Source organism: Prescottella subtropica, from assembly GCF_005434945.1.
In the GTDB taxonomy this organism is placed as follows: Bacteria; Actinomycetota; Actinomycetes; order Mycobacteriales; family Mycobacteriaceae; genus Prescottella; species Prescottella subtropica.
In genome coordinates, this window is sequence record NZ_SKCH01000004.1 from 22843 (window position 1) to 35836 (window position 12994).

9 protein-coding genes and 1 pseudogene are annotated in these 12994 nt (G+C 65.2%); 6 read left to right on the forward strand and 4 right to left on the reverse strand.

The window, feature by feature from the left end; all coding sequences use genetic code 11:
• The 5 genes from epsC (at position 1) to E0497_RS06055 (ending at position 3291) form a co-directional block, all read left to right on the forward strand.
• Positions 1-579 (forward strand): serine O-acetyltransferase EpsC, encoded by a 579-nt coding sequence (gene epsC, locus E0497_RS06035; RefSeq protein ID WP_137723890.1) that lies wholly within the window; start codon positions 1-3, stop codon positions 577-579.
• Between the two features lie 180 nt (positions 580-759).
• Complete coding sequence (locus E0497_RS06040) at positions 760-1374, forward strand: hypothetical protein (RefSeq protein WP_137723891.1); 615 nt, start codon at positions 760-762, stop codon at positions 1372-1374.
• A 143-nt stretch (positions 1375-1517) separates the two neighbouring features.
• Complete coding sequence (locus E0497_RS06045; RefSeq protein WP_137723892.1) at positions 1518-1850, forward strand: helix-turn-helix domain-containing protein; 333 nt, start codon at positions 1518-1520, stop codon at positions 1848-1850.
• Entirely contained in the window at positions 1847-2674 is an 828-nt protein-coding gene (locus E0497_RS06050; RefSeq protein ID WP_137723893.1) for an ImmA/IrrE family metallo-endopeptidase, read from the forward strand. The genes E0497_RS06045 and E0497_RS06050 overlap by 4 nt, the downstream gene beginning before the upstream one ends.
• Positions 2671-3291, forward strand: a complete 621-nt coding sequence (locus E0497_RS06055) for a PIN domain-containing protein (RefSeq protein ID WP_137723894.1) — start codon at positions 2671-2673, stop codon at positions 3289-3291. Before E0497_RS06050 ends, E0497_RS06055 begins: the two co-directional genes overlap by 4 nt.
• 39 nt (positions 3292-3330) lie before the next feature.
• On the opposite strand, the gene E0497_RS06060 is transcribed toward E0497_RS06055, so the two are convergent.
• Together E0497_RS06060 and E0497_RS06065 are read right to left on the reverse strand one after the other, a co-directional pair.
• Positions 3331-6033, reverse strand: a complete 2703-nt coding sequence (locus E0497_RS06060) for a site-specific DNA-methyltransferase (RefSeq protein WP_137723895.1) — start codon at positions 6031-6033, stop codon at positions 3331-3333.
• Positions 6023-9055, reverse strand: coding sequence for a BPTD_3080 family restriction endonuclease (locus E0497_RS06065; protein WP_137723896.1), 3033 nt, complete (start codon positions 9053-9055; stop codon positions 6023-6025). The genes E0497_RS06060 and E0497_RS06065 overlap by 11 nt, the downstream gene beginning before the upstream one ends.
• 109 nt (positions 9056-9164) lie before the next feature.
• On the opposite strand from E0497_RS06065, the gene E0497_RS06070 reads away from it, so the two are divergent.
• The gene (locus E0497_RS06070; RefSeq protein ID WP_137723897.1) at positions 9165-9449 is read left to right on the forward strand and encodes a helix-turn-helix domain-containing protein; all 285 of its coding nucleotides are present in this window, start codon (positions 9165-9167) and stop codon (positions 9447-9449) included.
• A 30-nt stretch (positions 9450-9479) separates the two neighbouring features.
• Here E0497_RS06070 and E0497_RS06075 read toward each other — a convergent pair.
• Both E0497_RS06075 and E0497_RS06080 read right to left on the reverse strand, forming a co-directional pair.
• Positions 9480-11405: pseudogene (locus E0497_RS06075) on the reverse strand (APC family permease); the annotation flags it as partial.
• Between the two features lie 135 nt (positions 11406-11540).
• A complete protein-coding gene (locus E0497_RS06080; protein WP_137723899.1) occupies positions 11541-12989 on the reverse strand; it encodes an aldehyde dehydrogenase in 1449 nt (482 codons plus the stop codon).
• Positions 12990-12994: the final 5 nt, after the last annotated feature.

Consider the following 12994-nt stretch of genomic DNA (forward strand, 5'->3'; position numbering starts at 1 on the left):
ATGACCGTCCTGCGCACGATCCGGGAAGACCTCCAGGCGGCACGAGGCCACGACCCGGCCGCGCGCAGCGACGCCGAGAACGCCGTCGTCTACTCCGGACTGCACGCCATCTGGTCGCACCGGGTCGCGCACCGCATGTGGGCCGTACCCACACTGCGCGGCCCGGCACGCGTCCTGTCGCAGTTCACCCGATTCCTCACCGGCATCGAAATCCACCCCGGCGCCACCATCGGCCGACGCTTCTTCATCGACCACGGCATGGGCGTCGTCATCGGCGAAACCACCGAAATCGGCGACGACGTCATGATCTACCACGGCGTCACCCTCGGCGGCCGCTCCCTCGCCAAAACCAAACGACACCCCACCATCGGCAACCGCGTCACCATCGGCGCCGGCGCCAAAGTCCTCGGCCCCATCGTCATCGGTGACGACAGCGCCATCGGAGCCAACGCCGTCGTCACCCGCGACATCGCCCCCGACCACATCGCCACCGGCATCCCCGCCTCCATGCGACCCCGCAAGAAACACGAACAACTCGTCGACCCGACGTCCTACATCGACCCGGCCATGTATATCTGAGGTTTGCCCGAATTCCGGGACCTCCTGGATGTTTCAGCTGAAGGGTCCCTTCGTTCGCTCCTGGCGCACGAAGGGACCCTTCAGCCCGTTTCCGGCGATGGCGTGGCACGATAATGCCGATCCTCACGCTTGTCCGTGGGGATCGTTTCGGGGAGCCACATCGTGTACGGAGGGAACAATATGAAGCTTCGCAAGACGAAGAAGGTTGCGGCGAGTGTGGTCGCGTCGGCAGCGATGGTCGCGGGTCTCGCGGTTGCCGGAACGGGCACCGCGGCAGCAGCCGACAGCTACAAGGGGCCGGAGCTCAAGGTCGAGCAGGGCGACTTCGACGGCAAGAACGTCGAGCTGACGCTGACGAACCCGAACGTGTGGGACTCGATCGGCGACGGTTCCAGCTGCACGTCGGCGCTGCTCGACGGTGCGCAGGGCCTCGAGGCGTTCGTCGCCTACAACAACAAGGACTTCGGCAAGCTCATCGACATCATGCTGTCGCCGGGCCTGCGTCTCGGCCCCGCGGCGAGCAACGGCATCACGAGTCACGGTCCGAACTCCGACACCAAGACCGTCAAGGTCGACAACGGCGTCTACATCTACCTCGGCACCTGCGGCGGCATCAAGTCCCTCGAACCGGGCAACGTCGGTGTCTCCCTCAAGCCGGTCATCGTGCCGTCCGGTATCGGCAGCATCGAGCCGGGCCTCGCCTTCGGCAGCACCGTCCTCGAGTCCGGGGCCGACCTCGCGGCTCTGCTCCCGCTGCTCGGCTCGCTCGCCGGTGGCGCGGGCGCCGGCAGCTAGTCTGCACCTTTCTCGTATCAGCTGAAGGGGTCCTTCGTTCACGGCGAACGAAGGACCCCTTCAGCTGTGTGTGGGTGGCGGAACGTTCCGCGGAGAAGTACCCTTGAATCAGGTTTGATTGAACTGATTCAAGGGGTGTGGTGATGTCGGGGATCGGTGAACGAATCGTCGAGGCGCAGGGGCGGGCGAGGCTGAGTCAGCGCGCGCTTGCCGACGAAACAGGGATCTCGCAGCCCACGCTGTGTCGGATCATCGCGGGTGCACGCGAGCCGAAGACGAACGAATTGCTTGCAATCGCGATCGCTACGGGATGCACGGTGGGGGAGATCACCGGTCGGTCTAAGGTCGCCGAACGTGTTCAGATGGCGGCCCGGGCCACGAACGGCGCGAGTATGGAACAGATGCGGCGAGCGCTGCTCCACTACCTCGAACTCGATGCGTATCTCGACGATCAGGGAATCGCAGTAGCGCGATGAGTGCAGAGACAGAAGGCGCAGTTGCCGCTCGGCAGTTCCGTAGGGATCACCATCTGGGGACGCAGCCACTCGGCGATCTGATCACCATCATCGAGCAGACAACGGGTATCGACGTCGCGGTGCTCGATGCCGGGCCGGACGAGCACGGTCTGACGATGCGAGACCCGGCGCGCGGTGCCGTCTTCGTTGCGGTTGCTCGTACCGACCGGCCTATGCGCCAGCGCAGTACGCTAGCCCACGAGTTGGGGCACATCCTGTTCGAGGATTGGACCACGCAGCCGGTCGGGAGCGCGGGGCCGAGGCCGTACGAGGAGATCAGGGCGGACGCCTTCGCCAGGCATCTCCTCATCCCGGTCGAAGGATTGGCAGAGGTCCTGAGAGCGTCCACCGGGCTGGACGTAGACACCCTGTCATTGGTCGTCCAACGTTTCGAGGTCTCTCCGGCGGTGGCCGCGATCGCACTCGAGCAGGGCGGGTACATCGATCCGGCGACCAAGGACGCGTGGCGCAAGCTCACGACACCGGGGTTGGCGGGGAGATACGGCTGGTCGGACCAGTACCGTGCGCTGCAGCACGACTCCATGCAGGCCCGCGCCCCGCAGCGTCTCCTGGCTCGTGCGATCGAGGGATACATCGAGAACGTCGTGTCGCCGCAGACCATCGCAGCACTACGGAGGGTCGACGCTCGTGAGGTGGAGGACGAGTTGCGTAGCGTGGGTGTCGAGCCACGCCCGCTGACGGCTGACTGGGGGGATGCGTCCGCGCTGCCGGCAGTCGACGTGGACCTCAGCGAACTCGACATGCTCGAGGATCCGGGCTGTTGAGCACGCGGCCGATCATCGATGCCGGCCCAGCGCTCAACTTTCTCGCCATCAACAAGGAACGGCTCCTGTTCAGCGTGCTCGGGCAGATCAGTACCCCCGAAACAGTCGAGCAGGAGGTCCTCCGGTACGCCAGATCGGGGACTGGCACGCGATTCGCTCGGGTCGAGTCGGTGTGGAACAAATTGACGCCGAAGTGGATTCAGGTCATGTCCGACGACGTCGTACCCGATCTCGACGCTGCAGTGGCGCGTATCAGTGGGCTGCCGCTGGTGCAGCGTAGGGGGAGCGCTAAGGACCTCGGCGAGCTGATGGTGATCGCCCATGCCGTCGTGGCGGCAGAGGCCGGCCGACAGGTGACGGTGATCATCGACGATCAGGACGGTGCCCGCACCGCGACGGTCGAGATGCGGCGACTGGAACGGCTACGGCAACAGGGAACACAGTGCGGGTCCATCACCCTGGTGAACACCGGCACGATCCTTCAACGCGCCGCGGGCGGTGAGTACCTGCCCGACAAGGGCGTGATGCGGGACGTGTACCGAAGACTCAGGGAGTGCGACGACGGCCTGCCGCCGATCGAGCGGACTCCGCTGCTCTCCACGGAACTCTGGAGGTGAGACGGGCCGGTCCGTTGCCCGGACCGGCCCATCATCGGATCACACTTCGAACACCTTCATGACCTCGTCGCCGTAGTCGTTGATGACTTTGACCGCGATCTTGCCGGTGTCGGGCTTGACGAACGGCCGCGATGTGGTCGAGTACAGGCTCGACCACGAGTCCGCGTCGATGTCGGCCCGCAGTGCGGTTTTCAGCCGCTTGTACGGGTCGTTGCCGCCGGTGAAGTAGCAGTGCCGGACGAAGAACGACTCCTCGTTGTAGTTGGTGTCGATCATCCACAGCGCGATGCGTCCGGTGTCGTTGCTGCGCACCTCGCCGGTGGTGGGGTCGTAGACGTCGACGCCGAGCAGGTCGACGACGATGTCGCCGGTATCCGTGGTGTGCAGTTCGATGTCGGGTTCACCGAAGACGGTGAACAGGTTGCCGGCGCCGGTCTTCTTCAGGTCCTCACCCATGAGCAGATCGGAGTTCATTCGCACCATCAGGACCGGGATGCGGCCGAGTTTGCGTTCGCCCGCGACGTTCGCGAAGCTCTCGTCGCTGGCGGCGACTGTGATGCCGTCGTCCTCGGTGACTCCGGTGGCCTGCGGATCGAACGAGAAGCCGAGGATGCACAGCAGATCGACACTGCTGTCCCGGATCGCTTCGCGGGCAGCGTTCTTCACGAACTGCGGGTCGACGGTTCCGTACTGCGGGCCGATCGCGAGTGCGACACGTCCCGACGCGGTGCTGTCGCCGCCGGGGCGTTCGCCGACGGCCTGCACGTACTCTCCGGCGTAGCTTTCGACGAACGCAAACGTGATGCGCTCGTTCCGCTTTCCGTTCTGGATGCCGGCCTTGGCGAGGTTGTCGAGGATCGACCGCTCGAAGTCGGGGTTCTCGGGATCGGTAGCGGCCTTGGCTGTGCTGATGGTGTCGCGGTCCTCTTCGGCTACATCGCCGGGGAAGGAGATCGACCGGTGTGGTGACAGGCTCTCGACGGTGAACGGTCCGGTGACACGGACCTTCTTCTTGTCCTCGTAGGGGCGGTCGTAGAGGTACTCGAAGTCGGCGTGACGTTTGATTGCGGCGTCGATCTCTTCGCGGGACATACCCTCGACGATGTCAGGGTTGTTCGAGATCGACTTGAGCGTGACGTGCTGGACGCGCTCGTACACGAAGCCGTATCGAATGTCGTGGCCGGCAGACTGATTCGGGGCCGCAGGCTTGCCGCTCAGCGCGGCTTCCTTCGCACGCCCCTCCGTGGAATCGGCCATGAGGTAGTACGGGAACTTCGCCCCCATCAGACGCTGACGCGCCAACGCCAGCGCGACCCGGGACGTGTCCATCGTGATCCAACGTCGGCCCCACTGCTCGGCGACGAAAGCCGTTGTGCCCGAACCGCAAGTAGGATCGACGACAAGATCGCCGGGATCGGTACACATGAGCATGCAGCGCTCGATGGCCGTGGAGTCCGTCTGTACCACGTAGATGGGTTTGCCTGAGAAGCCGCGCTCGCCGAGGCCCAGCCAGACGTTGGTGAAAGAGATGTATGGGAAGTCGTCCAGGTACCGCTTGTATTCAAGTGTATTGCCAAGCCGGACAAGACGTCCGGCATGCCGCAGGTTTTCAACACCGTGAGGGGTTGTCTTCCAATGGGAATTGCTCGGAGGACGGTGTGTGCGACCTTCGAACTCGACCTCGAACGAACCCTCTTTCGTGACGCCTGTGCTGATCAATGGAGTTCCGTCGAGAATGCGTCCGCCATCGACCCGGCCGGCCTTCTTCTCCGCAGCAGTCATCGATCGAATAGTTCCGTCGGCGAGTTCGACGGCTGTATAGCCACTTGTGCCCTGGCCGCCATAGATCTTCGGATCATGTAGTTGGTGGTACTTCAGCTTCTTCGTGTCACGCGCATACCAGAGGATCAAGTCGTAGACGCCATCCAAGGCTGCCGAACTGAACCCACCCGTTTTCGTGAAGACGATCTGGCTGACGAAGTTCTCACTCCCGAAGACCTCGTCCATCAAACTTCGCACGAGGTGCACGTTCTCGTCGCCGATCTGCACGAAGCAGGATCCGCTCTCGGTGAGCAGGTCTCGTGCGACGATCAGTCGGTCCCGCAGATAGGGCAGGTAGGAGTGGATGCCGAGTTCCCAGGTGTCGCGAAAGGCCTTGATCTGCTCGGCTTCTCGGGCCGCATCTTCGAGTTTGCCGTCCTTGACGTCCCGCTTGCGTGCCGAGGCCTGCCAGTTGGAGCCGAATTTGATGCCGTACGGCGGGTCGAGGTAGACCATCTGCACCTGGCCGCGCAGCCTCTCGCGCTCCGCGAGCGAGGTCATTGCCTGCAGTGAGTCGCCGAGGATCATCCGGTTGGACCAGTTGGCCTGATGCTCGTAGAACTCGATCTGCGACAGCTCGTCGAGACCGTCGAATTCGTCGAACAGCGACAGTTCCGGTTCGTCCTCGGGGCGTTCGGCGGTGCGGCGCAAGTTCTCCACGAGCACCCGTGGGTCGATCTTCTCCTGAATGTAGATCGGCGGCGCATCCACGACCAGATCGTCAGCATCCTGCTGGTCCTTGCCGCGCCATACCAACTGTGGGTCGAGACTTGGATCACGCTGATAGCGAACGGGTTCGAGCTTCTGTGAGCTGTGGTCGACGAAGTCGTGTGCGTCGGCGGTCGGAATGTTGGTCCGCTTGTCCTGATGCTGGATCGCATCCACCGGGGTCGGTCCGGTCGACTTGCTGTTACGCGCCACGCTGCACCTCGTTGAAATCCAATAGATCCGGGTTGCCGATGATCGGCTGGTCGTCGTAGAGACGCGCGATCGCGTCGTTCAGGTCGGCGCGGGCCGCGGTCATGTCGGTGATCTCGACATACCCCCACCTGCCGAACCCGCCGTGGTTGTTCACCGCCGGGCACCACTGATCCCGCGCGGTGCGCGCCTTCTCCCGCGTCGGGCCGGGACTCTTCTGTCCGCCGGAGACCTCGACGATCAGATGCCGGTCGAAGTCCTCGCCCTCGACACGCTGCAATCGCAGCAGGAAGTCCGGGACATAGGAATGGCTGCGTCCGTTGTGTACGTACGGGATCTCGAATCCCAAACGGTCGTTCTTTGCGTACGCCGCGACCCTCGGATGCAACTCGCACTGCAGCGCGAGAATCTGCTCCCACGTATTTCCGTCGATGCCGTCGAGCACGACGTGGCTGACCTCCGACTTCTCCGTCGGTTCTGCGTGCTTGCGGGTGAGGAACCGGATGTCGGCGGTGGAGCCGACCGGGTCGAACCGGCGCAGCACCGCGCGTAGACGTCCGCGTCGGCTGCTCTCCTGCACGGAGATCGCGTTGACGATGTCCTCGCAGGCGCGGGCCCGCAACTGCGTCGAGGTGACCAGGCTGCCGACACTGCAGCCGTCTCGGACCGCGACGCAGTCCGTCAGCCACCGCTGTGCGATCCGGACGAGCTGCGGGAATCGCCACGGCGCACGATTGTCACCCTCCTGGAAGTGCCTCTCCAGCAAGTGTTTCGCGAGAGCGAAGGCGATCTCCTGCCGTCGGATCGCATGCGGATCGGTGTCCTCGACCCGTTCTGCCGAGCCGACGACACCCTCGACGTCGGTCCGGGTCGGAACCTCGTTGACGCCGATCACGAACGTCGGGAGGTCGGTCGTGTCGAACAGCAGTTCGGGGTCGGGAACCTCCATGCGGTAGCCGTCGAGTCGCGGGAACTCGATCCGCAGATGCTCTCGTCCCTCGAGTGAACGCACCTCGAGTGCGGGAGGTTTCGGCGTCGGTTCCTTCACCACGCGATCGGAGGGGATGAAGGCGAACGGGATTCCGTAGACGTTCGCGTACTCGGGTTCGAACAGACCCTCGTCGTTCACGTCGTACGAGCGGCGGCGCAGACCGCGACCGACCACCTGCTCGCACAGCAACTGACTGTTGAATGCGCGGATACCGAGAATGTGGGTGACGGTGTTCGCATCCCAGCCCTCGGTGAGCATCGCGACGCTCACCACGCAGCGCACGCCGGCACCGAGCAGTCCAGGTTTGCCGACCGTGTTCATCACCTCACGCAGGATGTCCTCGTCGGTGATTTTCTCCGTGTCGGCGCCGGGGTGGTCGAGCCGATACTGCGCCTTGAACGCCTCGATCTCCGCGGCCGCTGCGGTCTTGAAGTCACCCTTGAGTGCCTCGCCGGACTCGAGTTGCGCCGAGTCGACCAGGATCGTGCGGGGCCGAGCCAACGGCGCACCGTTCTCGACATTGCTGAACAGCGTGAGTTGTCCGGGGCGGTGGACGGTGGTGCCGTCGATCTCGATGTCGGTTCCAGCAATCCAGCCGTACACCAGCTTGGACACGACGGTGTTGGGGCACACCACGATGAAGACCGGTGGCGTCTGGCCGAGCGGTGCCAGTTCACGCTGCCAATGCTCGTACGAGCGCTGGTAGCTGGTGTACAGGCTGCGCAGAGCACCCTCGAGGACTTCCGGGGGAATCCAGCCGGTATGAGTATCCTTGCCGGACTTGCGTTTCGGAAGATCTTTGCCGACGTGCGACCACAGGTTGAGGTAGGTGACCAGTTCGCCGGCTGCATCGTCGTCAACGGGAGTCCGCGGCACCTTGACGATGCCGGCCTCGATGGCGTCCATCAGTGAGAAATCGCTGACGGTCCAGGGGAAGATGAACCCCTCCTGGTAGCCGGATCCGGACAGGTAGAACGGCGTCGCAGACAGGTCGTAGACCTGCTTGACCCCGAGTTTGCGGGTGATCGCCTGAATTCCTTTGAACCAGACACGCGCCTCGACGTTCGCGTCTGTTTCGTCCTTCGACAGCTTGCCGGTGCCGACGGGCTTGTCCTGGTAGCAGTGATGCGCCTCGTCGTTGAGTACGAGGATCTCTCCCTTGACGGAACCGAAGCCGCGGAGGACTCGCGCGACTATCGCGTCGGGCGTTTCCTTGAAAGGGTCCTCGGACTTGCCGGCCAGCAGCACCTTCCGTGTGGTTGCGCTGACACCCTTGATCTCCTTGGCATCCCGAGGCAGGAAAGCGTGATAGTTCGTGACGATGATCTGGGCCTGTGTGAGCGCACCCTGCAGATCGGCGGGGATGAGGTCGCGGGCCGAGTAGTAGTTGCCCGGGTCGCTGGGTTGCAGCACCCGCAGACGATCGCGGATCGTGATACCTGGTGCGACGACGAGGAACTTGTTCGTGAACCGTGCATCGCGCGGTGCGAAGGCCTTGTTCAGCGTCTGCCACGCGATGAGCATCGCCATGACCACGGTCTTGCCCGATCCCGTGGCCATCTTCAGGGCGACGCGGGGCAGGCCGTTGTTGTGCTCGTCATTGGCCTCGGCAAGTCGTTGCCGCCAATCGTTGTACCCGTGACGGCCGGCGACCTCGGCAAGGAAGATCGCGGTCTCTGCGGCTTCACGCTGGCAGAACAGGACACGGTTGTCGCGGGTGGGGTCGGCCCAGTGCTGGAGCAGTTTGCGGCTGATCGGCGTCGCGCGTTCGTAGTCGCGTTGGCGCCACTGCGCGACATCCCGGCGCAGGCTGTTGATCAACGTGTTGCGTTCGGTGCGCTCCCGAGTTCCGAGATCGAACTGTTCCTGGACGCCGACCCCACGCTTCCGAGTCGGTGCGATCGGAATGAACGACTCGCTGGGACGACGACCATCGGCGATCTCACCCGTCGGACCGAAATCACCCACGACGAAGTGCTGCGCGGGCGGCTCGTACGGAGAGTTCAGGATCGGATTCTCGATCGCCTCGGACACTGGAACACCCCACCTTGCCGCCGTCTATAGACGGCACTCGACAACGGGGTGGATTTTAGCCATCTATAGATGGTCGACCTCGGGCGGATCGCTCGGAAGCCTCGTTCGAGTGTCTGATTCCGTCGTCGAGAAACAGCTCGCGGCGATCCTCGGCCGTCGGCTGCAACAACTGCGCGTGGCGAAGGGGCTCAGTCAGGACGCGGTCGCGAACGAAGCCGGAATCAGTCGGCAGCACTATCAACTGCTCGAGAGTGGCTGGGGCAAGCGTGAGGGGAAGACGCCGGCGAACCCGCGGTTGTCCACCCTGATCGCCCTCAGCAGGGTCCTCGATACGACCGTTCCCGCACTGGTGAACGACATCTTCGGCTCGCTCGACGCCGACGTTTACAGCTGAACGGTCCCTTCAGCTCTTTCCCGGGCCGGCCGGTAACGCCTGCAGCGTGCGGTGTCGGCGGGCGTCGAAGGGGACGATGGTGGCGACGGTGTGGGGGAGGTCGCTGACGAGTCCGGCGAGGTGGTCGGCGGTGCGGTCGTGGAGGAGGCGGCCGAGGAGGGGGCTGTAGGTGCGGCGGGGGAGGAGGATGCTGATTTCGGTGCGGGGTGCTTCGGTGCGGGCGATGAGTTTCAGGAGTGCGTGGCCGAGGCGGCGGTCGGGGCAGTCCATGACGTCGAGGGGGATGTCGAGGCTGCTGTTCTCCCATTGACGGGCGAGGTGGGCGGCGTGGGCGTCGTCGAGGGCGAAGTGGACGGCGCGGAGGCGGCTGGGGCGGAGGCTGCGTCCGTAGCGGAGGGCTTCGACGGTGGCGAGGTCGTAGGCGTCGACGAGGACGAGGACGACGTGGTTCGAGTAGACGGCGGGCGAATCGTCTTCGGTGTCATCGAGTTTGCGGAGTTCGACGGCTTCGTCGCGGTATTCACGGTTGAGGCGGATGAGGACGAACACGAGGGTGGGGAAGACGAGCAGGACGACCCAGGCGCCGTCGGTGAATTTGGCGACGGCGAACACGAGGACGACGATCGCGGAGGTGATGCCGGCGGCGAGGTTCGATGCGACACCCCACCGCCAGTGGGGACCGCGCACCCGCGAATGATGCCGGGCCATACCGAGTCCGGCCATGGTGAACCCGGTGAACACGCCGATCGCGTAGAACGGGACGAGGGAGTTGACGCGGGCGTCGGTGACGACGAGCAATACGATCGCGACGGCCGTCAACATGATGATGGCGTTGGAGAACACGAGGCGGTGGCCGCGTCGGCGCAGTTGGCGGGGCAGGAAGGCGTCGTCGGCGACGAAGCTGGCGAGGAACGGAAAACCGTTGAAACTGGTGTTGGCTCCGGTGAACAGGATCAGTGCGGTGGCGGTCTGCACGACGACGAACAGGATGTCGCCGAGGGTGCCGGACCCGAACACGATGCGGGCTTCCTGACTGATCACGGACGGGTAGCCGGAGAGGTACGGGGTGGCGTGGGTGAGGTAGGCGAGCAGGGAGACGCCGGCGACGAGGAACGCGAGGATCGATGCCATGACGACCAGGGCGCGTCGGGCGTTGGGGCCGGCAGGTTTACGAAAAGCGCTGACGCCGTTGCTGATCGCCTCCAGACCGGTGAGGGAGGTGCCGCCGTTCGCGAATGCCCGCAGGATCACCAGCACCGTCGCCCCCATGACGAGGCCGTCACCGTCACCGTGGCCGACGGGGACGGTCCCGGTCAGGGTCGTCGGATCGATCCGGTCGAGGGTGCCGAGCGCGGCGCGCACGACGCCGACGACGATGACGACGGCGATCGACGCGGTGAAGAAGTACATGGGGAATGCGAAGGCCCGACCGGCTTCTCGTAGTCCGCGCAGATTCCCGTACGCGAGGAGCAGCACGGCGCCGACGGTGATCTCGAGGCTGTACGGGCCGAGCGCCGGGATCGCGGACACCACCGCGACGGTGCCGGCCGCGGACTGCACGGCGACGGTCACCACGTAGTCGATGAGCAGGGCGACGGCTGCGATCTGGGCGATCCGGGGACCGAAGTTCTCCCGCGCGACGACGTACGAGCCGCCGGCGCGGGTGTACAGCATGACGACCTGCCGGTACGACAGGGTCAGCAGCAGCAGGATGACGAGGATGGCACCGGTGATCGGCAGCAACAGCACGAACGCCCCCATTGCGGCGAACGGCAGCAGTTCGATGAGCGCCTGTTCCGGACCGTACGCCGACGACGAGATGCAGTCCGGGGACAGCACCCCCAGCGCCGTCGTCTTCGACAGCCGTTCGTGGTGCAGGCGGGCAGTGGTGAGCGGCGGACCGAGGAGACGACACTTGATCCGGTAACCGAGCCTCTCGGGCAGGATGGGGTCCACGGCTGCTCCGTCCGATACGACGACCCGAACCGATGACGCTCCTTCCAGTTGTACTCGCGGCGGTCGGGGCCGGCACCCCGGATACGCGTCAGGCGCGGCCCCGAAATCCGGGACCGCGCCTGCACGGACGTCGTCCTATCCGGTGTAGCCGGGCGGCATGAGGACGGACTTGAGTTCGCAGTACGCCTCGAGGCCCTCCGGTCCGCTCTCGCGGCCGATGCCGGAGTTCTTGTAGCCGCCGAACGGGGAACCGGGATCGAACGCATACCAGTTGATGGCGTACGTGCCGGTGCGGATCTGCTTGGCGACCTCGATGCCCTTGTCGATGTCGGTGGTGTACACCGACCCGGCCAGGCCGTAGTCCGAGTCGTTGGCGATCGCGATGGCCTCGTCGAGGGTGTCGTAGGGGAGCACCGACAGGACGGGGCCGAAGATCTCCTCGCGGGCGATGGTCATCGAGTTGTCGACGTCCGCGAAGATCGTCGGCTCGACGAACCAGCCCGTGTCGAGGCCGGCGGGGATGCCGCCGCCGAGGACGACGCGGGCGCCTTCGGCCTTGCCCTTCTCGATGTAGCCGAGGATCTTGTCGCGCTGCTTCTCGGTGATGATGGGGCCGAGTTGGGCGCCCTCGTCGCCGGGGCGGCCGACGGGCATGAATCCGGCGAACTGCGTCATCGCCTCGAGGATCTCGTCGTAGCGGGACCGCGGCGCGAGGATGCGGGTCTGGCCGACACATGCCTGACCGGTGTTCATCAGGCCCGACATCACCAGCATCGGCATGGTGGCGGCGACGTCCATGTCCTCGAGCAGGATCGCGGCCGACTTGCCGCCCAGCTCGAGAGAGCAGCGCTTGAGCTGCTCGCCGGCGATCGCGGCGATGCGGCGGCCGACGGCGGTGCTGCCGGTGAAGGTGACCTTGTCGACGTCGGGGTGCGAGATCAGGTATTCGCCGGTCTCGGCGCCGCCGGGCACGACCGACAGGACGCCCTCGGGCAGGCCGGCCTCGGCGAAGATGTCGGCGATCTGGTTCGCGGCCAGCGGGGTCTCGGGGGCCGGCTTGAGGACGACGGTGCAGCCGGCGAGCAGAGCCGGGGCCAGCTTGTTGATCATCAGGAACAGTGGGACGTTCCAGGCGATGACGGCGCCGACGACACCGACCGGTTCACGGAGGACACGGGTCTGGCCGAACGGGCCGGTGCGGGTCTCCTCGAACGCGAACTCGGTCGCGAGACCGGCGTAGTAGTTCAGCGTCGCGAGCGACGGCATCTTCTGCATCATCTCGACGCCGCCCGCCGGGGCACCCATCTCGTCGGAGAGGGTGGCGATCAGGTCGGCGCTGCGCTCCTCGATGAGCTTGGCGACGTTGGCGAGGATCTCGCCGCGCTGGGCGGGCGACGTCTCGGCCCACGCACCCGACCCGAGGGCGGTGCGGGCCGCGGCGACGGCGGCGTCGATGTCGGCCGGGGCCGCGACGGGAACGCTGCCGACGCGCTCCTCGGTGGCGGGGGAGAACACCTCCAACCGCTGGTCGGTGGCCGGGGCCACCCATCGTCCGCCGATGAAGAGTTTGTCGTAGTCGGTCATCAGTT